This is a genomic window from Microbispora amethystogenes (genome assembly GCF_016863015.1).
In the GTDB taxonomy this organism is placed as follows: Bacteria; Actinomycetota; Actinomycetes; order Streptosporangiales; family Streptosporangiaceae; genus Microbispora; species Microbispora amethystogenes.
Genome location: NZ_BOOB01000001.1, coordinates 134,252 through 157,138, shown reverse-complemented (window position 1 = coordinate 157,138; position 22,887 = coordinate 134,252). Strand labels below are relative to the sequence as shown.

Below are 22,887 nucleotides of genomic sequence, written 5' to 3'. Positions count from 1 at the left end.
CTCCCCCGGGCCCTCCCCGGGCTCTTCTCCCCCGGCCGGCGCCGGATCGGGTGGTCGCGACCACCCACCGCTCCGGCCGGGCTCTAGCTCGACGACCGACGACCGAAGGCGGCCCCCTGTGTCCCTGACCATGTTTCCGCCCGCCCCCGTGCGGGCCCCCGCCGCTCCCGGGCCCAGGGACCGCTTCATCGACGTCCTGCGCGTCTTCGGGATGGTCCTCGTGGTCGCCCAGCACTGGGCGATGCCGGTCCTGTCGTACGCCGGAGGACGGCTGACCACGGGCAACGCCCTGGCGGCGGCGCCGTTCATCACCTGGATCTCCCAGGTGATGCCGCTGGTCTTCTTCGCCGGGGGCGCGGCCAACGCGATCAGCTTCCGGTCCGCGGCACGCCGCGCGGGCCCGGCGGACGCGGGCGAGACCGGCCGGGCCGCCCGGGGTGGGACGGCGCGGCGGTCGAGCGCGGAGAGACGGACGGCCCGGGAGTGGACGGCGCGGCGGGTGCGCCGCCTGGCCTGGCCGGTGGCGCCGCTCGCGGCCGTCTGGCTGCCGCTCCCCCACCTCCTGACGGCGCTCGGCGTGCCCCCGCAGCCGGTCGAGATGGCCGCGCGGACCGTCGGCCAGTTGCTGTGGTTCCTCGCCGTCTACCTGCTCGCGGTGGTGGCCACGCCCCGCCTGCTGCGCGTACGGGCCGGGGTCGCGCTGCCGGTGCTGGCGGGCGGCGCGGTGCTGACCGACCTGGTCCGCTTCTCGGGGCTGGAGGCCGCCGGCTATCTCAACGTCGCGTTCGTCTGGCTGACCGTCCACCAGGTCGGGTTCCGCTACGCCGACGGCGGCCTGGAGTGGCTGCGGGGACGCCGCGCGGCGGCACTCGCGGGCGCGGGGTTCGCGATGGTGGCGGCCCTCGTGGCGGCCGGGCCGTACCCCGCCAGCATGATCGGGATGCCCGGCGCGGTCTCGAACATGGCCCCGCCGAGCGCGTGCCTGCTCGCGCTCTTCGCCGGTCAGCTGGGTCTGGCGATGCTGCTGCGCCCCGCCCTGAACGCGCTGGCCCGCCGGCCCCGCGCCGAGGCGGTGCTCACCGCGCTCGCGCCGCGCATGATGACCGTCTACCTGTGGCACATGACCGCGCTCGTCTCCGTCGCCGGGGTCGCGACCATCGGGTTCGGGCTGGCCACCCCGCTCCCCGGCTCGGCGGCCTGGTGGAGCGGTGTCCCGCTGTGGATGGCCGCCCTCGCGCCGGTCCTGCTCGGGCTCACCGCCCTGTTCGGCCGGTGGGAGGAGCCGGCGGGAGCCGCCGCCGGCCGGCACGTCGCGGTCGCCGTGCCGCTCGTCGGCGGCGCGCTGCTCACCCTCACGGTGACCGGCTTCGCACCGGGGCCGGCGCCGGTGATCGCGTCCGTCGCCCTGCTCGGGGGCCTGTTCCTGGTCAGCCGGCCCGCGGCCGCCGCTCCGCCGCGTGGATGACCTCCTGCCGGCGCGTGCCATGGCGAGGCGCGGCGTCGCCCGGGCCGGCCCCCATCAGGTGGACCGGCCCGGCGCGACGCCGTCGTGGCGGTTCAGGGAGTCAGCGTGCCGACCTGGCGCGGAGCCCGAGCAGGACGTCGATCACCAGGAACGCGGCCAGGGAGATGCCCATCAGGGGCAGGTAGTAGCCGATCACGGCGGTGAGCAGGGCCAGCGGCACCAGGACTCCCCAGTGCAGGCCCCGCCAGCCGCCCCGGGGGTAGGGCCGGCCGAAGCCGCGGGTCGGGCGGCGCCGCCACCACATCCGGTAGCCCAGCACGATCAGCGTGACGACCCCGGCGGCGATCGCGGCCAGGACGATCTGGTTGGCCAGGCCGAAGAGCAGACCCATGTGGGCGTCGATGCCCCATTCGGTGAGCTTGGCGGCCAGCGGATAGTCGGCGAACCTCAGCTCGCCCACGACCCGCCCGGTCGCCGGGTCGAAAGCGATCTGGTCCAGGCGCGTGGGAGCGGTCTTGCGGATCTCCTTGACCACGTACGCCGACCCGGGCTCGCTCGGCAGGACGACCTCCAGCGGGCCGGACAGCCGCCAGGAGGCCGCCGCCCGCGTGATCTGGTCGATGCCCACGTCCGCGGTGGCGCCGGCCTGTCCGCCGCCCGCGGCCTGCCCGGCGTGTCCCGAGTGCCCGGCGTGCGCACCGAGATCGGTGTTGATCGCCGGAGTCTCCCAGCCGAATGTCGTGCGCAGCGCGGCGATGTTGTCCCCGGCGTACTTCGACCAGGTCAGACCGGTGACGGACAGGAACAGCACGCCCAGCAGCGCCCACAGGCCCACCGAGCCGTGCCAGGACAGCGTGCGGCGCGACCCGCTCGCGGCGCGGTCCGGGGTGAACAGGCCGCGCAGGCGGCGGCCGTCCCGGCGGCGCCGGGTCAGCCACAGCGCGAGCCCGCCGAGGGCGACCACCCACAGCCAGCTCGCGGCCAGCTCGCTGTAGATCCGGCCGGGCTCGCCGAGGTGCAGGCGGCGGTGCAGGTCGGAGATCCAGGCGCGCACGGGCAGCGCCCCGGAGCCGCCGTAGCTCTCCAGGGTGCCGCGCACCTGACCCGTCCCGGGATCGACGAAAACCGCCATCCGGGTGCTCTCCGGCAGGTCCGGCACGTCGAACAGCACGCGCGTGGTCAGGCCGGGCTCGGCCGCGGGCCGCACCGCGGCGACCTTCCCCTCGGGCAGCGCCCGGCCGGCCGCGGCGACCTGCTCGCTCAGGGGGACGGCGGTCCGGCTCACCGGCGCGGTCAGCTCGTGCCGGTAGACGACGTCCTCGATCTGGAAGGAGGCGGCGTACAGCAGGCCCGTGGCAGCCGCGACGAGCAGGAAGGGGGCGATCAGGATTCCGGCGTAGAAGTGCAGGCGGACCACGAGGGGGCGCAGCGCCGCCCAGTTCGCGCGTCTGCGGCGGGGAGGCCGCGGGGGGTCGGCGACGGGATGGACGTCGGTGGTCGAGGTCATGGGAGGTTTCTCCGTTCGGCCGTGAGCGCGCGCCCGCGGGCACGCCTCACCAGGGCATGGGGGGAGTTGTCCGGCGACCGCCGCCCCTCACAAGGGGGCCCAAATGACGCGCCTCACGGCAGAGGAGGCCGGAGCGGAGCCCCGGCCGGCGGCTCCGGCCCTGCGCGCGTCCCGGAGGAATGGCGCAGGGGGGCCGGTGCGGCGAGGCGGTCACCCGGGACACCCGCGGCGGGGCGTGCGTGCCGGACACGAGCCGCGACCGCGCGGTGCGCGGTTCAGGGCGGCTGGGAACGGGCGTGCGGCATGTCGGCGGCCGCCGCCCCCGGAGGGGCGAGCCCGGATCAGAGAACGGAGAGGACCGAAGGCGGACCACGCCGGGCGACCACCACGGCGAAGTCGGCTCGGCGCGGGAGCGGAAGGGAGAACCGCCCGAGGACGCCCGAGGGGAGCGGCGCGGCGCCGGTCGGCGGGCCCGCGAGGACGACGGCCAGGGTCCACAGCCGCCGCACGGGTGTGACGGCCAGGTGCACGATCAGGGCCAGCGCCGACTCGCCGCGTTCCAGGGCCCAGGCGGACAGGACCGCCGTCGCGGCGTGGATCAGCAGCATGCCCAGCCCGGTGCCGTGCTCCCCCGTCCACATGGTCGCCGGCTCGTGCGCGGCGCCGAGGGTGAACAGGTGGTGCAGGCCGTACTGCGCGGCGAAGCACGCGCCCAGCAGGACGTCCATGCCACGCCGCCGGGCCGCGAGCAGGAAAGCGCCCAGCCAGGTCAGCGCCAGCGCGGCGACGAGGGCGCCGGCACGCACGGGAGCCCCTCCGGCCAGCATGTGCAGCGCGGCCGAGACCAGCACGCACGCGGCCGCGAACACCGCGGCGCGGAACGCGCGCAGGGACGGCCGGCCGGTGGACACGGCGCAATCCTGGCAGAGCCCGGGCGTCGTCACCATCCTTGACTTGTTTGGATGCGCTCGACTATGTCTGTCCGTTTTCGGCCACGGCGGCGCGGACGACGTCCACCGCATATGACACCCGAGGGCACGCCCGGTGGCACTCCTGAAACGTTCACGCCTGGACCGGCACCGGCGAGAAGGTCGTATGCACGTGCATCGGCCGCCGGACGGCGGCCCAGGACCCCCGGGGCCGGGCTTCCGGCGGGGGCGGTGCGGTTGGAGCGCGGCGCGTCGGCAAGGGTGAGGTCCTATGAACGTCATCCTGCTGAGACACGGCGAGACCGAGTGGAGCAAGGCCGGGAGGCACACGGGCCGCACCGACGTCCCGCTCACCCCGCACGGCGAGGAGCAGGCGCGCGCCCTGTCCCGCCTGGTGGCGGGCCGGTCGTTCGCCCAGGTCCTCGTCAGCCCCGCCCGCCGGGCCCGGCGTACGGCCGAACTGGCCGGCGCCGGTTCGTACGAGGTCGACCCGGATCTGTGGGAGTGGGACTACGGCGGCTACGAGGGCGTGACCACCGCGGACATCCGCGACTCGCACCCCGGCTGGTACGTCTGGCGGGACGGCGTCGTCCCGGGCGACGAGGCCCACCCGGGCGAGACCGTCGAGCGCGTCGGGGAGCGGGCGGACAAGGTCCTGGCCCGGATCCGCTCCACGGACGGCGACGTGCTGGTCGTCGCGCACGCGCACATCCTGCGCGTGCTCACGGCCCGCTGGCTCGGCCTGCCGCCCGCCCACGGCAGATATCTCCGCCTCGACACCGGGACGTACTCGGTGCTGGGCCACGAGCACGGGGACGAACCCGTTTTGCTCCGCTGGAACGCCCCCGTGTGAGCCGGACGCCAAAACCGAGCCCTGAGCCGAGCCCTGAGTCGGGCCCTGAGTCGGGCCTGAGTCAGCTCTGGGCGACCGGCTGAGGCTGCGGCCCTCGGCCGGTCAGCCACTCCAGGACCTTGCGGTGGCCGTGGCGGGCGTCCTCGAAGTGCCCCCACCGCCAGTATCTGGGCTGTTCCCGCACCCCGGTGACCCAGGTCCGGTAGGCGACCGCCCTGGGCCGCCCGTCCTGCGGGTCGGCCGGGGAGGCGACGCCGTAGGTGCGGATAACCACGCGGCCGCCGGGTGCGAAGAGCACGTCGTCGGCCACCGGGTAAAGAGTCATCTGCTCCAGCACGAGGTCCCCCCTTGCGATTCTCCTGGGGTCCAATGTGCCGGATCCTTGTTACGGCGTCCGCCTTGTGGTGTTACGCCCGCGAGAAGCGAGTGAACAGAGGGTTACACCAGGAGGCCGTCGAACTCGCCGTCCTTGACCCCGAGCACCAGGGCCCGGATCTCGTCCCGCGTGTAGATGAGGGCCGGCCCCTCGGGATACCGCGAGTTCCGCACGGCCACACTGCCGTCGGGAAGCTCGGCCAGTTCCACGCAGTTGCCGGTCGAGTTGCTGTGGGCGCTCTTCCGCCAGGTGACCCCGGAGAGGTCGGTTGCGGGCATCCCGTTATATGTCTGCATTCATGTCTCTCTGAGAAGATCGCCGAGGATCTCGGCGGTGCCGCCAGGCGTGGTGCTCTCCACGCACAGCTGCTCCATGGCCGTGAGGTAGGGATCGATGTCCTCACGTTTGTCCAGGTAGAGCGCACCCCAGAGCTGCTCGACGTAGACCACGTCCGAAAGATCGGAGTCCGGGAAGCGGAGGATGGTGAACGCGCCTCCCTCGGCCGCGTGCATCCCGTAGCGAAGGGGCATCACCTGCAGGGTGATGTTGGGCAGCGTGGACACCTCCAGCAGGTGCTGGAGCTGTTCCCGCATCGTCGCACTCCCTCCGATGGGCCGCCTGAGCGCGGCCTCGTCGATGACGGCCCACAGCCGGGGGCCGTCCTTGCGCGTGAGCCTCTCCTGCCGCTGGAGCCGCAGGTTGACGCGTTGATCGAGCGTGGCCTCCGTCGCGTCCGGATGACCGAGCTGGATCACCGAGCGGGCGTACTTCGCCGTCTGCAGCAGGCCGGGCACGAACTGCACCTCGTAGGTGCGGATCACGCTGGAGGCCTCCTCCAGGCCGACGTAGGTGACGAACCAGTTCGGCAGCACCTCGCCGTACTTGTGCCACCACCCGGGTGTGTTCGCCTCGCGGACCATCTCCAGCAGGCCACGCCGTTCGTCGTCGTCATGGACGCCGTACAGCGTGAGCAGGTCTTCGACGTCACGTGTCTTGAACCCGACCCGGCCGAGCTCCATCCGGCTGATCTTCGACTCCGAGGCACGGATGTGGAAGCCGGCGACCTCACGGGTCAGACCGCGTTCCTCGCGCAGGCGTCGAAGGCTCGCGCCGAGCATGATTCGCCGAACGGTGGAACCGGATCCGGGCGGATCTATGGACACGTGCTATTCCTCCGCTTTGTGGACTGGTTCACAGTCTGTCAAAGATCGCCCCCTTCGTCCCAGTGGTGTCGGGGGTAACGGTAGCGCCTGCACAACGCGCTTGCACGTGCATTCGCTCTTGCACATGCACGGGAGTGTCCTACATCATGATCTCGTGCAGTCCACGAACCTGACTCGTGGCCAGATTCACTGGTCGGCGCTCGACTGGTGGCCACCCATCGGCTGGTGGCCGGAGCCCGCTCGCGGCCTCCTCCAGCCCGGCACGGCGAGCGCCAGTGCCACGTTCGTCCTCCCGCCCCGCGCGGAGTCGGTGCACTCGGCGCGCAGCTTCGCCGCCGGGACGCTCTCGGGCTGGCGGATGACCGACCTGCTCGACGGGATGGAACTGGTCGTCTCCGAACTGGCCACCAACGCGCTGCGGCACGGCATGTCGCTCACCGGCGACCGCCCGAGGGAGGTCATCCGGTTGTCGCTGATCCGCCGGGGAGCGCACGTGGCGTGCGCGATCACCGACCCCGGGTCGAGCGCGCCGGTGCTGCGGGACCCCTCCCCCTTCGAGCCGGGGGGGCTGGGGCTGCACATCGTGGAGTCGCTGAGCGCGTGCTGGGGCTGGTGCCCCCTCGTCCCACAGGGCAAGGCGGTATGGGCCGTGCTCGCGGCCTGAGCCCCGGCCCCGAGCCGGGAAGACGGACGGACGGCGACGCGCCCTCCGAAAACCTAACTCCGTCGTTAGATCTTGCTGTCGCCGATCGCGGTCCGCCGGCCGAAGAGCGCTCCCGTGCAGCCCGGAATGCATGGGAGCGCCCTCCGGCCGACGGCCCGGATTCCCCGGAACTCTCCCGAAGCGTGGGCGTGGCGGGCGATGATGTGCAGACATCGGGCCGGAGCGGCCCAACAGCACGCCCGTTTCCAACCGATCGGCGGAGACATATCGTGATCTCGGAATTCGTGACCGCGACCTGTCCACCGGTGCGCGGACCCCGCCGAGGCTGTGATCTGCACTACGGTGTCTGCCTGGGACTCCCGAGAGATCAATTATGGACGATCACATAGTCGGCTGGCTGACCAGTCTTGACGAAGACAGGCTCGCCCGCGTCCTGGCCAACCGCCCGGACGCGATCGCACCGCCGTGGCCCCGGCGCATGGACGCCCTGGCGCACCGGCTGACCGACACCTTCGCCGTCATGGAGGTCATGCGCGGCCTCCCCCTGCCTACGCTCGAACTCCTGCAGGCGTGCCTGGTCGTCGGAGGGCACCCGACGGAGGACGAACTGGCCCGCTTCCTCGGGGTGAGCACCTCCGAGGTCATCCCCTGGCTCGATCACCTCTACGACCACGCCGTCGCGTGGCCGGGCCCGGACGGCCGGATCACCCTGGCCAAGGCCGTGGCCCGCTGGTGGACCGCGCCCTGCGGCCTGGGCGAGCCGCTCTCGGCGTACCTCGACTCCTGGAAGCTCAGCACCGAGGCGCTGCGCCGGGTGTGCCGGATGCTCGACCTGTCCGGGCACGGCGGCAGGCGTCAGGTGGTCGCGCGGATCACGGCGCTGCTCGGCGACTCCGAGCGCCTGGGAACGCTGCTGGACGACGCCCCGGACGGCACGCTCGGCATGCTCGACGACTTCGCCTGGGACGGGCCCGTGCGCAGCGTCGACGGCAACCGGTTCATCACCCCCGGCACGCCGGAGAAGTGGGCGCTCGACCGCGGGCTGCTCTTCCGCACCCAGTGGAACCTGGCCGAGATGCCCCGCGAGGTGGCGCTGGCCCTGCGGGGGCCCGACTACCGCGGGCCGTTCACGCCGTACCCGCCCGATCTGGCCACGTCCGGCGCCGACGCCGGCGCGGTCGAGCACGCGATGTGCCTGGCCGCGCCGCGGGTGCTCGACCGGGCGACGGCGTTGCTGGAGAACATCGACAAGACGACGCTGCCGCTGCTCAAGCACGGCGGGGTCGGCGTGCGGGAGATCAAGCGGCTGGCCAGGGAGATCGGCTGCGCGGAGGACGAGACCCGGCTGCTGCTGGAGGTCTGCGCCGTCGCCCGGCTGGTCGCCGTCGACGACGAGGCCGGCGGGCTGACCGCGACGGCCGGGTTCGACGCGTGGCGGCTGGAGGAGGCCCCCGCGCGGCTGTGCGCCCTGCTCGCGGCCTGGTGGCGCATGGAGCGCTCGTCGCTGCGCCGGGTGGACGGCCGTCAGCCCGCCGCGCTCGGCGACGACCCGGCCGGCGAGACGATCGCGAGGATCCGGTGGGCCCTGTTCGCCGCGCTCGCCGAGATCCCCGAGGACAGGGCCTTCGCGACGCTCCGTGAGCTCGTGCAGCGGGTGCACTGGCGGGCCCCGCTGCTCGACCGGGAACTGCTCGCCGACTGCGCCGCGGCCGTCCTCGACGAGGCCCGCCTGCTCGGCCTGGCCGCCTGCGACATGCTCACCGGCCTCGGCCGGGCGCTGGCCCCGCTGGCCGCCGTGGCCGGGAACGAGAGCCACGAGTGCGTGCCGGAGGTCGAGCACGATCCCGGGCTGGCCGCGGCCGCCACCCACGCCATGGCGAGCGCCCAGCGCACGGCGCTGTTCGGCGCCGACCTCACCGCCGTGGTGACCGGCCCGCCGTCGGTCGAGCTCGCGGCGCTGCTCGACCGCGCGGCCGACCGGGAGTCGCAGGGCACGGCGTCGGTGTGGCGGTTCGGCCCCGCGAGCGTACGGCGGGCCCTCGACGCCGGCGACACGGCGGAGACGCTCATCGCCGGCCTGGCGGAGGCCGGGACGCTTCCGCAGCCCCTGACGTACCTGATCCGGGACGTGGCGCGGCGCCACGGCGAGGTCACCGTGTCGTCGGTCGGCTGCATCATCCAGGGCTCCGACCCCGCACTGCTCGCGGAGATCGCCGCGCACCGGAAGCTGGGCAGACTGGGCCTGCGGCTGCTGGCGCCGACCGTGCTCGCGGGCGCGGCGCCCGCAGGGGCGACGCTGGCCGCCCTGCGCGAGGCGGGGTACGCCCCCGTGCCGGTGGACGACACCGGCGAGATCACGGTCAGGCGGGAGCCGCAGGGCGGGCGGCTCATCCTCCTGCCCGGCGGGCGGGTCGCCGAGCTCGATCCCCCCGCGCACCTCCTGGAACCCCCGCCCGACCCGCGCGAGCACGCCCGGCGGCTGATCGTCAGCGGCGGGCCGGCTGCCGGGGAGGCGCGGGCCCGCCAGACGTGGGCGGTCATCGGCCGGATGGCGACGCGGCTGCCCGCCGCCCAGCAGTCGCTGCTGGGCTTCGTGGTCGACCGCGACATCCGGGCGCTCATCACGCTCGCCGACGGGGTCACCGCCACGGTCAGCCACGGCGAGCTGCGCAGCGGTGTGCTCGACGCCTGGTGCGAGGAGGCCGGCGACTACCTGGAGTTTCCCCTCAACGAGATCGCCTCCGTCGTCAACGCCTGACGACCCCGGCCCGCCCGCGTTCCCCTCGGCGGCGCCCAGCGTCCACCTCCCCGGCGTCCACCTCCCCGGCGCTGACCTGCCCGGCGCCCGTCCTCCCGGCGTCCACTTGCTCAGCGCACGCCGCAGCGGCGCAGGGCGAGCAGCGCCAGGGCGCGGGTGACGTCGCGGACCTCCCGCAGGTCCACCTGCTCGCGCGGGGCGTGCGCGAAGCGGACGTCGCCGGGGCCGTAGTGCAGGGTCGGCACGCCCGCCGCCGCGTAGAGGCGCAGGTCGCTCCCGTACGGCGCGGCCGTCCTGGACGGCGCGGCGCCGGTCGCGTCCGCGACGGCCGCGGCCGTCTCCCCCGCCAGCGGGTGCCCGTCGGGCAGCCGTCCGCTGGCGAACTGCCCGCCGGGCCAGGTGACACGCACGGGGTTGTCCCGCAGCCAGGGGTCGTCGAGACCGGCGAGCGCCGCCTCCAGGGCCGCCCGCGCCTCGGCGGGGTCCTCGCCGAGGCGGACGCCCAGCCGTCCCTCGGCCACGAGCAGGTCGGGCACCGTGCTCGCCCAGTCTCCGGCCCGCACGGTGCCGATCTCGATCGGGTACGGCACCGGGTTGCCGCCGAACAACGCGTCGCGGTCCCGGTTGCGCTCCCGCTCCAGCTCCCGCACGGCCCGCAGGACCGGCCAGAACGCCTCGACGGCGTTGACGCCCTCGTAGCGGGTGGCGCCGTGCGCGGCCCGGCCGGCGACCTCCAGGCGGAAGGTCAGCGCCCCGGCGGTGGCGGTGATCAGCGCGCCGCCCGTCGGCTCGGTGATCACGGCCGCCTCGCCGGTGTGCCCCCTGGCCAGGGTGGCGAAGGCGCCGAGCCCGCCGTCCTCCTCGCTGACGACGCAGTGGACGGCCAGCGGGCGCGCGAGCCGTACGCCGGCCCGGTGCAGCGCGCGGACGACGGCGAGGTTGGCGGCGAGACCGGCCTTCATGTCGCAGGCGCCCCGGCCGTGCAGGGTGGTCGCGGTGAGACGGGCGCCGAACGGGTCCTGCCCCTCCCACTTGCCCGGGTCGCCGATCGGCACGACGTCGGCGTGCCCCTGCAGGATCAGCGCGGGCACGCCCTCGCCCTCGGTGACGCCGACGACGCCGTACCCCTCGGCGCGCTCCGCCTCCGTCCCCGGGAACCCCTCGCGGGCGCGGAGGTCGTCGAGGTCGAGCTTCCACATGTCGACGTCGAGGTCCCACTCGGTGAGCATGCGGGCACATCTGTCCTGCAGGTCCGACTCCGCGTCGCTGCCCGTGACGCTCGGCACCCGGACCAGACCGGCCAGCAGGCGCACGGTCTCCGCCTCGTCGATCGCGTCCAGGACCCTCGCTTCGACATTCATGCCGAGACTGTACGGCGTGCCCGCGTCGGCGTGGAGTCCTGAGAACGCGGGCGCCCGGCCCGTAGGGTGGATCATCACTCCGAGCGGTGTGGCGAAGGGGCCGAGGATGACGAAGCGGACCGCCGGCGGCGGGGCGGGCTGCCGGAACCTCCTGCGCGGCCTGCTCGCCTGGCTCGTGGTCGCGCCGTTCGCGCTGTGGGCCCTGCTGCGGCTGGTGCCGGGCGACGTCCACTTCCGCTGGGTGCAACTGGTCGCGTTCACGCCGTACGCCGCCCTCGCCTCGGTCGCCGCGCCGGTCGTCGCGCTGCTCACGCGGCGCCGGGCCGCGCTCGTGGCGGGCGTGGCGGTCACCGGGGTGCTCGTCGCCTGCGTGTTGCCCCGTGCCCTCTCCGATCGGGACGGTGCTCTCCCCGGCCCAGGTCGTGCGGAGGCCGGCATGGCAGCGGCGACGGGCACGCGGAACGCGCAGGACGCGCGAGGGCCGGTCCTCCGGGTGCTGTCGGCCAACCTGCTGAAGGGCTCGGTGCCGCCCGCCGCGCTGGTCGATCTCGTACGGACGCTGCGCCCGGACGTGCTCACCCTGCAGGAACTGACCCCGGAGGCCCTGGAGGGCCTGCGGGGCGCGGGGCTGACCCGGCTCCTGCCGTACGGGGACGAGCGGGCGCAGGTGGGCTCCGGTGGGTCCGGCCTCTTCACCCGGTTCCCGCTGCGCCCGGAGACGATCACCGGTCCCGGCGACTCCCGGCAGGCGCAGGGCGGCGTCGAGGTGCCCGGCGCGGAGCCCGTCGGCGTCGTGTCCGTGCACCCGTGCGCGCCGCGCTACGTGGCACGGCTCGCGTGCTGGGCCGACGGGCTCGCCGGGCTGCCCCTCCCCGCCGGGCAGGTGCGGATCCTCTCGGGGGACTTCAACGCGACACTCGACCACGACCGCGTCCGGCGCCTGCTCGACGCGGGCTACCGGGACGCGGCCGACGCGACCGGCGACGGCCTGGCCGGGACCTGGCCGTACCGGCGGTGGGACTTCCGGGGACTGCCGGTGCCGCCCGTCACGATCGACCACGTCCTGGTGGACCCCCGCGTCGCCGTGCGGGCGTTCGGCATCCACCGGCTGCCAGTGACCGACCACCGCGCGATCTTCGCCGAGCTGGTCCTGCCCCCCGGCTAGGACGTGAGCGACACCCGGGTGAAGCGGGTCTCGAAGCCCTCGCCGCTCGGGGCGGCGCACATGACCCCCGCGAGGGCGGGCGTCTTCGGCGGGAAGTAGGCGAGGCGCAGCATGTGCTCCGGCTCCGCGCCGTTCACGCCGTACCGGACGGTGACGGCGTCTCCGGCGCGCTCGAAGTCGAACGTGGCGGAGACGAGGCCGGCCGGCGCGGGCGTGACGGACCAGTCGGAGAAGCCGCGTGTGACGACCACGCTGAGCTGGTGGCCGCCGTCGACGAACTCGACCCCCGCCTTGATCCAGTTCTCCTCGTCGATCCGCAGCACCGCCCCGGCCTGGTCGTACTGCTCCGCGTAGTCGGCGTCGAACGTCACCGTCAGCCGCAGGTCCCCGGCCACCTCCCGCCCGAACATGTGCGCCGTGTCGAACGAGTATCCGTAGTGCGTCTTCTGCCACAGGTCGGTCCGGGCACCGGCGACGGCCCGCAGCCCCTCCCCGTCCCCCGACCATTCGGCGGGCTCGTTCACCCAGGTGAAGTCGTTGATCGCCATGTCGCCCCCTTGCAATCGCTTTGTCGGATCCTGCCTATGAGAGCGCTCTCAGGGCCTCCGGGTCAAGGACGATCTACCGAGCACTGACTCCGCTTTGTCCTATTTACTGTCTCTTTCCATATACTCGTGCCTCACATCACGTTTGACCCCTTTGTACGCCCCACCCCTCGCGCGACTCGTTTCCCATCCCTCACCCAGGGATCGCGCGCCCGATCGGCACCCGCGCCCCGCCCCGGGGCCGCTCCGCGCTGCCCGGACGCGCGTACGAGGGCCCGGCCACCCCGGCCGCAAGCCCTGCACGACGCGCGGTGCTCCCCCCAGAGGACCGCGCCGCGAGCGACCCGAAAGGAACCCCATGCACAACCGAGCCCGTCAGGCGGTCACCGCGGCCCTGGCCGGAACCACGCTCCTCCTCGGCACGGTCACCACCGCGGAGGCGGCGGTGACGCCCCAGGCTCCGCCCGCGGCATCCCTCTCGCCCGCCGACGGCCCGGCCCTGGACCCGGTCGCCATCGGCGCGGCGCTCAACGCGGCCCTCCGCGCGGCCGCCGCGGACGCGAAGCGGATCGCCGCCCTCCCCTCCGGCAAGGCGACCGCCACGTCCTTCTGGGACGCCGCCACCGCCTCCGGCAAGCCCATGCGGTACGCGACGCTCGCCAGCCCGTACTGGCCCCTGGGCACGAAGGTGAAGATCACTTACAAGGGGAAGAGCGCGGTCGGGGTGGTCGAGGACTTCGGCCCGGCCGAGTGGGCCGTCGCCCAGCACGACATCCCCGCGATCGTCGACCTCTCCGAGAAGATGATGGCCGACCTGACGGGCGTCGCCTCCAACACCGTCCATGTGCGCTTCCAGGTGCTGAAGTGGGGCAAGGGCCGCGTCTACCGCCACTCGGGGACCGGCTACGACCTCGCCATGGGCCGCTCGTGAGCGCCTGACCTCCGTTCGCCTCCGATGACGGCGCCCGGGCGGCCTCCGCGTACACTGCGAGGGTGCCTGACCCGAAGTTCGAGATCCAGATGCTCCACGACCGCGTGATGGTCAGGGTCGAGCGGGAGTCCGAGGAACGGCGCAGCACCTCGGGCATCGTCATCCCGGCAACGGTCAAGATGGCCAACCGGCTGGTGTGGGGCGAGGTGTGCGGCGCGGGAGTCAGCGCGCGCACGGTGAAGACCGGCGACAAGGTCCTGTTCAACCCCGAGGACCAGTACGAGGTCGAGGTGCAGGGCCAGCTCTACCTGGTGCTGCGCGAGCGGGACCTGCACGCCGTGGCGACGCAGCAGACCGACCACGGCACCGGCCTCTACCTCTGACCCGCTGTGCTCTGCACCTGACCCGCCGTACGCACGCGGTCGGTCTCCTCGGTGGCCGGCAGGAGCCCGTGGTGGTGCAGAAGGCCGCGGGCGTGAGCGATGGCACTGGGCGTGTCGGGGAAGACCAGACCGTCGCGGTAAAGGTGATCGGCGATGCCGAGGGCGGCCAGGACCTGGCCGTGCCCGGGTTTGACGCCGGAGATCAGGACGGTGATGCCCCGGCGCTCCATCCGGGCGATGGCGTCGCCGAGGATCTGGGCGCCGGTGGCGTCCAGGGCGGTGATCCGTGACATCCGCAGGATGACCACGCGGACGTCCGCGACCTCGGACAGTTCGAGCAGGAAGCGGTGGGCGGCGGCGAAGAACAGCGGCCCGTCGAACCGGTAGGCGACGATGTGCTCGCTCAGCAGCCGCTGTTCCTCGGCGCTGTGGTCGCCGGCGTCGAGCGGGACCTGGTCGAGCCGGGAGGTCCGGGCGACCGCGCGGAGCGCGAGCACGACGGCCAGGGCGAGACCGACGGCCACCGCGGTGATGAGGTCGAACACGACGGTCACACTGAAGGTCAGGACGAGCACGACGGCGTCGCCGCGGGTCGCGCGGGCCAGCGCGCGCAGGGAGCCGACCTCGACCATGCGGACGGTGGTGGCCAGGAGCACCCCCGCGAGCGCCGCGAGCGGGATCCGGCCGACCAGGGAGCCGGCGGCGAGCACGATGCCGGCGAGGACGGCGGCGTGGGTGAGCGCGGCCAGCCGGGACCGGGCCCCCGCGCGCACGTTCACCGCCGTACGGGCGATCGCGGCGGTCGCCGGCACGCCGCCGAGAAGGGGCGCGGCGAGGTTGGCGATGCCCTGCCCGAACAGCTCCCGGTCGGGGTCGTGTCTCTCGCCGACGCTCATGCCGTCGGCGACGGTGGCGCACAGCAGGCTCTCCAGCGCCGCCAGCGCCGCCACGGCGAGCGCGGACGGCAGGAGCGGTCCCACCATGCCGGGATCGAGGAAACCGAGCGACGGGGCGGGCAGCCCGGCCGGTAGTGCCCCGATCCGGGCGACATCGAGCGAGAACACCTGAGCACCCAGCGTCGCGACCGCGACGCCGAGGAGGGAGAACGGGACACCCGGCCGCAGCCGGGCACCGGCCAGCATCGACGCGGCCACCGCCAGCGCCATGAGCGGCGCAGCCCACGTCGGATGAGCGGCGAAGCGCGCCACGGCTCCGGCCGCGACCTGCCACACCTTCTCGCCGTCTCCGGCTGTCACGCCGAGCGCGGCGGGGACCTGCTGCAGCGCGATGACCACGGCGATCCCGGCGGTGAAGCCTTCGACGACCGAGGTCGGCAGGAACTGGGCGAAGCGTCCCGCCCGCAGCGCGGCCAGGGCCAGGAGAACCAGCCCGGCCATCAGGCCGACCATCAGCACTCCGCCGGAGCCGTAGGCGTGCACGATGGGGACGAGGACGACGGTCATGGCTCCGGTCGGGCCGGACACCTGCAGGTTGCTGCCGCCGAACACGGCCGCGAGCGCTCCGGCGACGATGGCGGTCACCAGGCCGGCCTGGGCGCCGAGCCCGGAGGAGACCCCGAACGCCAGCGCCAGCGGCAGGGCCACGACCGCGACGATCAGCCCGGCCACCAGGTCCCGGCCCGGCGAGCGGCGCGCGGCGGTCCAGTCCGACCGCCCGGGCAGCAGATCCGCGAACCGGCGCGGCACTTCCCGGAGATTCACGCCGTCTGTTCCAGCTCGGCGAGGAGCTCATGCTGGTCGGCCAGCAACTCCGTGAGGATCCGGCGGGCCGCCCGCATCATCTCCGACACGTCGGCCCCGGCCAGCTCGTAGACCACGGTCGTCCCGTCGCGTCGTGCGGTGACCAGCCCCGCCCGGCGCAGCACCGCCAGCTGCTGCGACAGATTCGGCGCCTCCACCTCGATCGCGGCCAGCAGCTCCCGGACCTGCTTGGGTCCCTCACACAACAGTTCCAGCACCCGGATGCGCAGCGGATGGCCGAGCGTCTTGAACAGCTCGGCCTTGGCCTGGTAGAGCGGGACCGGCATCACTCGGCCCCTCTTTCGACGGCGGGCGCGGCCGCCGCTTCAGGTGTGACGACGATTCCGTGGGCGGCGCCCAGCCGCTCCAGCTCCTCCGCCTCCGAGGCATGCGTCTGCACGCCGAAGTGATCGCCGTCCCGTTGTGCCGCCGCCAATGCCCGGCGCGTCGCGGCCAGCCGCTGCCGGAGACTCTCCTCGAAGGAACTCATACGCTCGGCTCGCCTTCATGATCCAGGTCCGCTTCGCCCACGGGATCGCCGGGCTCCGTGCGCACGGCAGGGGCCGCGTCGACGCCCAGCTCCCGCCGCAGGGACTCCAGATCACCACCACCGCTGTACTTCAACGCGCGAGCGACCTTCACCTGCTTGGCCTTGGCCCGGCCACGCCCCACAGAAATCGCCTCCTCATCGGCGGACATCGTTGCCATTATATGTAGTTATGAAAGTCTGCAACTACAGCCCGGCCAGGTGCGTCCCGGCACTGTCTCGGCGGGGGGCCGCCGGAGCGCCGGCCACGTGGAAACCACTCGACCGGCGCTCTAGTGTGATGCGCGACATCGACCCTTCTCGCGCGATGGGCGGCCCATGACCCTTCAGGACGATCTCGTCGAGCTTCGCCGCGCCCTGCACCGGGAGCCCGAGATCGGGCTCGACCTGCCCCGGACCCAGGAGAGGGTGCTCGCGGCGCTCGACGGCCTTCCGCTGGAGATCACGACCGGTGAGCGGCTCACGTCGGTGACCGCCGTGCTGCGGGGTGCCCGGCCGGGGCCGGCCGTGTTGCTGCGCGCCGACATGGACGCGCTGCCGGTGCACGAGAAGACGGACGTGCCGTACCGCTCGCGCGTCGATGGCCGCATGCACGCCTGCGGCCACGACCTGCACACGGCGATGCTCGTGGGGGCGGCCCGCCTGCTCTCCTCACGGCGCTCCGACCTCGAAGGCGACGTGGTGCTCATGTTCCAGCCCGGTGAGGAGGGCGAGGAGGGCGCCAAGCTCATGATCGAGGAGGGGGTGCTCGACGCGGCGGGCGACAGGCCGGTCGCGGCGTACGGCATGCACGTCTTCTCGACCACGATCCCCCGCGGCCTGTTCCTGACCAAGGGCGGGCCCGTGCTCGCCGCGGCCGACACGCTGACCGTGACCGTGCGCGGCAGGGGCGGGCACGGCTCCGCCCCGCACCGCGCCCTCGACCCGATCCCCGCGGCCTGTGAGATCGTGACCGCCCTGCAGACCCACGTGACCCGGACGTACGACGTGTTCGACCCGGTCGTGGTGACGGTGGGGAGCTTCCACGCCGGCACCACCGACAACGTGATCCCGGACGAGGCGCGGTTCGAGGTCACGGTGCGGACGTTCTCGGCCGCCACCCGGGACCGGGTCAGGGAGGGCCTCGTACGGCTGGCCCGCGGCATCGGCGAGGCACACGGGCTCACCGTCGACTGCGCCTTCGGCATCGGCTATCCGGTCACGGTCAACGACGACGCCGAGGCCGAGTTCGCCGCGCGGACGGTGCGGGAGGCGCTCGGCGAGGACCGGTACTTCCCGCTTCCCACCCCCGCGACCGGCTCGGAGGACTTCTCGTACGTGCTGGAGCAGGTGCCCGGGGCCTTCCTCGTAGTCGGCGCCTGCCCGCCCGGACGCGACCTCGCCACCGCCCCGTCGAACCACTCGGCGGAGGCGGAGTTCGACGACGCCATCCTGGGCGACGGCGCCGCGCTGCTGGCCGAACTGGCGATCCGGCGGCTGGCCCGGACGGCCGCCTGAGCCCGCGCCCCCCGCGGGCTTCTCGGCTGGTCGGCGCGGCTCGGGTCGGGACGGAGGTCAGCCCAGCAGTTCGCGGGCCTTCTGGATCAGGTCGATGCCCAGGGTCAGCCGCACCGACACCCAGACGATGGCGGCCGCGCAGGCGAGGGTCAGCGCGCCCGCCACGATGCGGACGAACCAGTTCTGCCGCTTGAGCCAGTCCGTCGCCCGCCTGACCCAGTGCTTGGCGAACTCCAGCACCCGGCTCGCCCAGGCGAACTCGGTGGCCAGCACGGCGAGGCCGGTGAAGACCACCAGCCAGCCCGGTCCCGGGAACGGCACCATGATCAGCCCGCCGACGACGAGGGCGGTCCCGATCACCCCGATGACGATCCGCAGCGTCAGCCGGCCCGCCGGAGTGGCGCGCACCCGGTCCAGCAGCCCCTGCCGCTCTCCCTCTTCCCCACCCGTCCGACTGTTCTCAGCCGTTGACACACGGCTCACCCCCATCCGCTGCCCACGATAGCCAGCCGGGCCCGCGGCCACGGTCACCGGCGTCATCCCTCTTCAAGGCAGGCGGCGGTCTGCTCGGCGATCTCCAGTTCCTCGTTCGTCGGCACCACCAGCACCGTCACCTCGGCACCCTCGGGAGAGACCACCCTGGCCTCCGCCGACTCGGCGGCGTTGCGGACGGGATCGACCTCGATGCCGAGCCGGGTGAGCCCGGTCGTCGCCAGCGCGCGGACCCGCGCGCTGTTCTCCCCCACGCCGCCGGTGAACACGACCGCGTCGACGTGGCCGAGCGCCGCGTAGTAGGCGCCGACGTAGGCGCGCACGCGGTAGCCGTACACGTCCAGCGCGAGCCGGGCGTCCTCGTCGCCGGCGTCGGCCAGCCGCCAGACCTCCCGCATGTCGTTGGCGCCGCACATGCCGAGCAGGCCGCTCTCCTTGTTCAGCGCCGTGTCGACGTCGGCGAGCCCCATCCCGGCGACCCGGCCGAGGTAGGCGGGCAGCGCCGGGTCCACGTCCCCGGAGCGGGTGCCCATCACCAGGCCGGCGAGGGGGGTGATGCCCATCGACGTGTCCACGCTCCGCCCGCCCCGCACGGCCGTCGCACTCGCGCCGTTGCCGAGGTGCAGCACGATCGAGTTCACCTCGCCGTACGGCCGGCCGAGCAGCGCCGCCGCCCGGCGCGAGACGTACGCCGTGGAGGTGCCGTGGAAACCGTAGCGGCGCACGCCGAGCTTGCGGGTCCATTCGCGGGGGACGGCGTAGGTGTGGGCGTGCGGCGGGATCGTCCCGTGGAAGGCCGTGTCGAACACGGCGACGTGGGGCAGCCCGGGGAAGGCCCGCCGGGCGACCCGGATGCCCTCCAGGTTGGCCGGGTTGTGCAGCGGTGCCAGCGGCGCGATCTCCTCGATGGCCCGCTCGACCGCGTCGTCGATCAGGACGGGCGTGACGAACCGGCTGCCGCCGTGGACGACCCGGTGCCCGAGCGCGGTGACCCCGTCGAGCGACGGCCCGTGCTCGGCGAACGCCGCGAGCACGGCCTTGAGGCCCTCCTCGTGGTCGGCCACCCTGCGCTCGACCCGTACGCCGTCGTGGACGAGCGCGCTCTCGTCCTCGCCGATGCGCTCGACGAGCCCGCCGGCCAGACCGGTGCGGGTCGCCATGTCGATCAGGCGGTACTTGATGGACGACGACCCCGTGTTGAGGACCAGGACCTGCCCGCTCACCCTGTCTCCTCCCGCGCCTGGGCCTGGATGGCCGTGATCGCGACGGTGTTGACGATGTCGCCGACCGTCGCCCCGCGCGACAGGTCGTTGACCGGCTTGCGCAGGCCCTGCAGCACCGGGCCGATCGCGACCGCGCCGGCGCTGCGCTGCACGGCCTTGTAGAGGTTGTTGCCCGTGTTGAGGTCGGGCACCACGAACACCGTCGCCCGCCCGGCCACCGTGCTGCCCGGCATCTTCGTGCGCGCCACGCTGGGCTCAGCCGCCGCGTCGTACTGGATCGGCCCCTCCACCGGCAGGTCCGGACGCAGCGCGCGGACCCGCTCCGTCGCCTCCCGCACCTTGTCGACCTCGGGCCCGGCGCCGGACTCGCCGGTCGAGTACGACAGCATGGCCACGCGCGGCTCGACCCCGAACCGGGCGGCGGTGGCGGCCGAGGAGATCGCGATGTCGGCGAGCTGGGCGGCCGTCGGGTCGGGCACGACGGCGCAGTCGCCGTACACGAGCACCCGGTCGGCCAGGCACATGAAGAAGACGCTGGAGACGACGCCGACACCCGGCGACGTCTTGATGATCTCGAACGACGGCCGGATCGTGTGCGCCGTGGTGTGGGCGGCGCCGGAGACCATGCCGTCGGCCAGGCCGAGGTGGACCATCATCGTGCCGAAGTAGGACACGTCGGTCACGATGTCGCGGGCCTGCCCGAGGGTGACGCCCTTGTGCGCGCGCAGCCGGGCGTACTCCTCGGCGAACAGCTCGCGCAGCTCGGGGTCGAACGGGCTCACCACCCGGGCGCCGTCGACGGCCAGGCCCATCGTGTTCGCCGCCAGCCGGATCTCCCGCTCGTCGCCCAGCAGGGTCAGCTCGGCGACGCCCCGGCGCAGCAGGCTGTCGGCCGCCCGCAGGATGCGCGGCTCGGCGCCCTCCGGCAACACGATGTGCCTGCGGTCGGCGCGGGCCCGGTCGAGCAGGTCGTACTCGAACATCAGCGGGGTGATCGCGGCGGCCCTGGTGACCCGCAGGCTGCGCAGCAACGCCGCGGCGTCCACGTGCTCGGCGAACACCCCGAGCGCCGTGTCGATCTTGCCGGGGGCGTCGGGGCTGAACCGGCCCTCGGCCTTCGACAGCTTCGTCGCGGTCTCGAACGTGCCGCCCGACGTCGTGATGATCGGCAGCCGGATGTCCATGCCCTTGAGCAGGCGGACGACCGCGTCGGGCAGTTCGAGCCCGCCGTTCAGGATGATCGCCGACAGGGCGGGGAACGTGCGCGCCTTGTGCGCGGCCAGCAGGCCCGGCACCAGCGCGGCGGCCCGGTCGGCCGGGACGACGACCGCGAGACCCTCGGTGAGGCGCTCCAGGATGTTCGGCAGCGACATCGCGCCGATCATCAGGCCGCCCGTCTCCCGGCCCAGCTGGGCGGCGTCCCCCATGTACAGCTCGCCGTCGCAGGCGGCCATCAGGTCGCTGACCGTCGGCGCGGACAGCCGCCGCACCTCCGGCAGCACGTACGCGGGGACGCGGGCGGCCACCTCGTCCACCAGGGCGGGCGCCACCCTCGTGACGACCGTGGCCAGCTCGGTGGCGTGCCGCTCGGCGAGCTCCTTGCGCGACATCTCGACCGCCGTGGCGATCTCGTCGGGCGTGCGGTCGAGGCCGGTGACTACGTTCATCACCGGCGTGCCGAGGTTCGCGGCGAGCTGGGCGTTGAACGTGAACTCGGTGGGCGCGCCCACGTCCGTGTAGTCCGTGCCGATCACCACGACCGCGTCGCACCGCCCGGCCAGCGCCCGGTAGCGGGCCAGGATCTCCCCGGCCGCGCGGTCCTCGTCGGCGTGCACGTCCTCGTAGGTGACGCCCGTGCACATGTCATAGGGCAGGCCGATCGCGAAGCGGCTCCGCGCGGTGTTGACCAGGCTGTCCTCGCGGCCCGCCCGGACGACCGGCCGGAACACGCCCACCGTGCCCACCTGGCGGGTGAGGAGCTCGATCATGCCGAGGGCGATCGTGCCCTTGTTGCTCCTCGCGTCGCCGGCCGCGACGTAAACCCCGATCGCCATCGCGCAGTCACCCCTGTGTCCGGCCACCCTGCCTCTGGGCGGCCCGACGGCCCGCCCAGGCAAATCTACGCGACCACCCCCACGGGCGTGTTAGCCGTACGTCACATCGGTACGCGCTCTCCCCACGGCCCCGAGAAGCCCCACCTCTTTCAGGGCCGGTCGTAGATCGAATGATCGCCGGCGCGACGCCAGACCAGGAGGGGTCCGCCGTCGTCGGTGGTGCCGAACTCGAAGGTCGCTCTGCCGTCTGGAGAGGCGAAGTTCCACGTCATCGAGTAGACATGTGTGTCTGTGAGCTTGTGAACACGTAGCCGAGTAGGCCAGGAGACACGACCTGTGTGCGCCCCCTGCTCAATGGCCGGCAGGAAATGCTTGAAGACCACTTCTCTGAAGAGCGCGTACTGCTCGGGAGAAAGCCGGGCCACATCCCGGAGGAAGGCGGCCGTACGCTCGAACTTCACGGGAGGTCTTCTGCCCGGACCGCGTCTATCTCGGCGAAAAGATCATCCATGGTGGCGAAGGAGCGGGTGCGACCCTCACGGATGTCCTCGTCGGCTTCGGCCTCCGCCGACTGCCATCCGGAGGTCCAGTACCAGGCTTCGTCCGACGGCACGATGGCGGCGACACGGCGACCCTGGTCCGTGAGGTAGGCGATCGCGTGTCGCTGTGCGGCAGCGTTGATCACGTCGGGCAGATGGCCGTCGGCCTCGTTCAGCGGCACCTCGAACGCGTTCTCGCTCATGTCGCGAGTGTAGGTCGTGGTCTGTGCGGGGGTCACGCGCCCTACGGTAACAGACCGCACACGAAGCGTGGCGTACGTCCTCCGATTCCGAAGAGGAATGGGCACACACATGAGGCTGGGCAAGGGAGCCAAGGGACGGGCCGTACCAGCGCGTCAGGCGTACGTCACATCGGCACGCCTTCTCCCATTGGTCGCGTCGCATCGCCAGGGCCGTGGCGCGCGGCCACCTCCGGCCGCCTGGGGCGGCGCTCCACCCACCGCTCCCCGACCAACCGCGCCTGGCTGTCCCACCCCGTCCCGCCCCACTCCCCTGGCAGTCCCATCATCACTCCAATAGATCACCCCGCCACCTCAAGCCCACCCCTTTTCCGGCAATGCGTGTCGTGCGGCAGCGCTCGCTGAGCGAGGAGGGCCCGGTGCCGAGGCCGCGACGGAGGCCCATGGCCGGAGCCACCATGGAAAAGAGAACGGC

General features: G+C 73.3%; 24 protein-coding genes. 8 read left to right on the top strand and 16 right to left on the bottom strand.

What is annotated here, in order from left to right; all coding sequences use genetic code 11:
• The first annotated feature begins 118 nt into the window (after window positions 1-118).
• Window positions 119-1,465, top strand: a complete 1,347-nt coding sequence (locus tag Mam01_RS00705) for an acyltransferase family protein (protein WP_239100915.1) — start codon at window positions 119-121, stop codon at window positions 1,463-1,465.
• A 100-nt stretch (window positions 1,466-1,565) separates the two neighbouring features.
• Here Mam01_RS00705 and Mam01_RS00700 read toward each other — a convergent pair whose 3' ends face one another.
• Complete coding sequence (locus tag Mam01_RS00700; RefSeq protein WP_204283327.1) at window positions 1,566-2,972, bottom strand: PepSY-associated TM helix domain-containing protein; 1,407 nt, start codon at window positions 2,970-2,972, stop codon at window positions 1,566-1,568.
• Window positions 2,973-3,313: 341 nt separating this feature from the next.
• A complete protein-coding gene (locus Mam01_RS00695; RefSeq protein WP_204283325.1) occupies window positions 3,314-3,883 on the bottom strand; it encodes a hypothetical protein in 570 nt (189 codons plus the stop codon).
• Window positions 3,884-4,172: 289 nt separating this feature from the next.
• Here Mam01_RS00695 and Mam01_RS00690 point away from each other — a divergent pair, with 289 nt between their 5' ends.
• Window positions 4,173-4,754, top strand: coding sequence for a histidine phosphatase family protein (locus Mam01_RS00690; protein ID WP_204283323.1), 582 nt, complete (start codon window positions 4,173-4,175; stop codon window positions 4,752-4,754).
• Between the two features lie 61 nt (window positions 4,755-4,815).
• Here the strand turns inward: Mam01_RS00690 and Mam01_RS00685 are convergent, their stop codons facing one another.
• The 3 genes from Mam01_RS00685 to Mam01_RS00675 all read right to left on the bottom strand — a co-directional run bounded on the left by Mam01_RS00685 (window position 4,816) and on the right by Mam01_RS00675 (window position 6,293).
• Window positions 4,816-5,091: a hypothetical protein gene (locus Mam01_RS00685; RefSeq protein WP_111700034.1), complete on the bottom strand. Its 276-nt coding sequence runs from the start codon at window positions 5,089-5,091 to the stop codon at window positions 4,816-4,818.
• 101 nt (window positions 5,092-5,192) lie between these two features.
• Window positions 5,193-5,426, bottom strand: a complete 234-nt coding sequence (locus Mam01_RS00680) for a DUF397 domain-containing protein (protein WP_111700033.1) — start codon at window positions 5,424-5,426, stop codon at window positions 5,193-5,195.
• A complete protein-coding gene (locus tag Mam01_RS00675) occupies window positions 5,427-6,293 on the bottom strand; it encodes a Sco1979 family transcriptional regulator (RefSeq protein WP_507762921.1) in 867 nt (288 codons plus the stop codon).
• Window positions 6,294-6,447: 154 nt separating this feature from the next.
• Here Mam01_RS00675 and Mam01_RS00670 point away from each other — a divergent pair, with 154 nt between their 5' ends.
• Window positions 6,448-6,957 (top strand): ATP-binding protein, encoded by a 510-nt coding sequence (locus Mam01_RS00670; protein WP_239100914.1) that lies wholly within the window; start codon window positions 6,448-6,450, stop codon window positions 6,955-6,957.
• 373 nt (window positions 6,958-7,330) lie between these two features.
• Window positions 7,331-9,715: a helicase-associated domain-containing protein gene (locus Mam01_RS00665; protein ID WP_204283318.1), complete on the top strand. Its 2,385-nt coding sequence runs from the start codon at window positions 7,331-7,333 to the stop codon at window positions 9,713-9,715.
• A 110-nt stretch (window positions 9,716-9,825) separates the two neighbouring features.
• On the opposite strand, the gene Mam01_RS00660 is transcribed toward Mam01_RS00665, so the two are convergent.
• A complete protein-coding gene (locus Mam01_RS00660) occupies window positions 9,826-11,076 on the bottom strand; it encodes an ArgE/DapE family deacylase (RefSeq protein WP_204283316.1) in 1,251 nt (416 codons plus the stop codon).
• Between the two features lie 106 nt (window positions 11,077-11,182).
• Between Mam01_RS00660 and Mam01_RS00655 the strand changes: the two genes are divergently transcribed.
• On the top strand, window positions 11,183-12,241 hold the full coding sequence (locus tag Mam01_RS00655; RefSeq protein WP_204283314.1) for an endonuclease/exonuclease/phosphatase family protein: 1,059 nt from the start codon (window positions 11,183-11,185) through the stop codon (window positions 12,239-12,241).
• On the opposite strand, the gene Mam01_RS00650 is transcribed toward Mam01_RS00655, so the two are convergent.
• Window positions 12,238-12,789 (bottom strand): DUF1349 domain-containing protein, encoded by a 552-nt coding sequence (locus Mam01_RS00650; protein ID WP_204283313.1) that lies wholly within the window; start codon window positions 12,787-12,789, stop codon window positions 12,238-12,240. The two genes, Mam01_RS00655 and Mam01_RS00650, sit on opposite strands and share 4 nt — an antisense overlap.
• Before the next feature lie 355 nt (window positions 12,790-13,144).
• Here Mam01_RS00650 and Mam01_RS00645 point away from each other — a divergent pair, with 355 nt between their 5' ends.
• Together Mam01_RS00645 and Mam01_RS00640 are read left to right on the top strand one after the other, a co-directional pair.
• Window positions 13,145-13,717: an RlpA-like double-psi beta-barrel domain-containing protein gene (locus Mam01_RS00645; RefSeq protein ID WP_204283311.1), complete on the top strand. Its 573-nt coding sequence runs from the start codon at window positions 13,145-13,147 to the stop codon at window positions 13,715-13,717.
• Between the two features lie 62 nt (window positions 13,718-13,779).
• Complete coding sequence (locus Mam01_RS00640; protein WP_150939200.1) at window positions 13,780-14,100, top strand: GroES family chaperonin; 321 nt, start codon at window positions 13,780-13,782, stop codon at window positions 14,098-14,100.
• Here Mam01_RS00640 and Mam01_RS00635 read toward each other — a convergent pair.
• The 4 genes from Mam01_RS00635 to Mam01_RS00620 are packed head-to-tail and all read right to left on the bottom strand — an operon-like array spanning window position 14,091 to window position 16,559.
• The gene (locus Mam01_RS00635) at window positions 14,091-15,821 is read right to left on the bottom strand and encodes a SulP family inorganic anion transporter (RefSeq protein ID WP_204283309.1); all 1,731 of its coding nucleotides are present in this window, start codon (window positions 15,819-15,821) and stop codon (window positions 14,091-14,093) included. The two genes, Mam01_RS00640 and Mam01_RS00635, sit on opposite strands and share 10 nt — an antisense overlap.
• Window positions 15,818-16,147, bottom strand: coding sequence for an ArsR/SmtB family transcription factor (locus tag Mam01_RS00630; RefSeq protein WP_204283307.1), 330 nt, complete (start codon window positions 16,145-16,147; stop codon window positions 15,818-15,820). The genes Mam01_RS00635 and Mam01_RS00630 overlap by 4 nt, the downstream gene beginning before the upstream one ends.
• Window positions 16,147-16,350 carry a hypothetical protein gene (locus Mam01_RS00625; RefSeq protein WP_204283306.1) on the bottom strand — a complete coding sequence of 68 codons (204 nt, stop codon included), beginning with the start codon at window positions 16,348-16,350 and terminating at the stop codon, window positions 16,147-16,149. Before Mam01_RS00625 ends, Mam01_RS00630 begins: the two co-directional genes overlap by 1 nt.
• Entirely contained in the window at window positions 16,347-16,559 is a 213-nt protein-coding gene (locus Mam01_RS00620; protein WP_373868669.1) for a DUF3073 family protein, read from the bottom strand. Before Mam01_RS00620 ends, Mam01_RS00625 begins: the two co-directional genes overlap by 4 nt.
• Window positions 16,560-16,725: 166 nt before the next feature.
• On the opposite strand from Mam01_RS00620, the gene Mam01_RS00615 reads away from it, so the two are divergent.
• Window positions 16,726-17,904 carry a M20 metallopeptidase family protein gene (locus tag Mam01_RS00615; protein WP_204283304.1) on the top strand — a complete coding sequence of 393 codons (1,179 nt, stop codon included), beginning with the start codon at window positions 16,726-16,728 and terminating at the stop codon, window positions 17,902-17,904.
• 57 nt (window positions 17,905-17,961) lie between these two features.
• Here the strand turns inward: Mam01_RS00615 and Mam01_RS00610 are convergent, their stop codons facing one another.
• The 5 genes from Mam01_RS00610 to Mam01_RS00590 form a co-directional block, all read right to left on the bottom strand.
• Window positions 17,962-18,378: a TIGR02611 family protein gene (locus tag Mam01_RS00610; protein WP_239100913.1), complete on the bottom strand. Its 417-nt coding sequence runs from the start codon at window positions 18,376-18,378 to the stop codon at window positions 17,962-17,964.
• Window positions 18,379-18,440: 62 nt separating this feature from the next.
• Window positions 18,441-19,619 carry an acetate/propionate family kinase gene (locus Mam01_RS00605; protein WP_204283300.1) on the bottom strand — a complete coding sequence of 393 codons (1,179 nt, stop codon included), beginning with the start codon at window positions 19,617-19,619 and terminating at the stop codon, window positions 18,441-18,443.
• Window positions 19,616-21,673: a phosphate acetyltransferase gene (pta, locus tag Mam01_RS00600; protein WP_204283298.1), complete on the bottom strand. Its 2,058-nt coding sequence runs from the start codon at window positions 21,671-21,673 to the stop codon at window positions 19,616-19,618. The genes Mam01_RS00605 and pta overlap by 4 nt, the downstream gene beginning before the upstream one ends.
• Window positions 21,674-21,822: 149 nt before the next feature.
• The gene (locus tag Mam01_RS00595; RefSeq protein ID WP_204283297.1) at window positions 21,823-22,134 is read right to left on the bottom strand and encodes a hypothetical protein; all 312 of its coding nucleotides are present in this window, start codon (window positions 22,132-22,134) and stop codon (window positions 21,823-21,825) included.
• Window positions 22,131-22,415: a hypothetical protein gene (locus tag Mam01_RS00590; RefSeq protein WP_204283296.1), complete on the bottom strand. Its 285-nt coding sequence runs from the start codon at window positions 22,413-22,415 to the stop codon at window positions 22,131-22,133. The genes Mam01_RS00595 and Mam01_RS00590 overlap by 4 nt, the downstream gene beginning before the upstream one ends.
• Window positions 22,416-22,887: the final 472 nt, after the last annotated feature.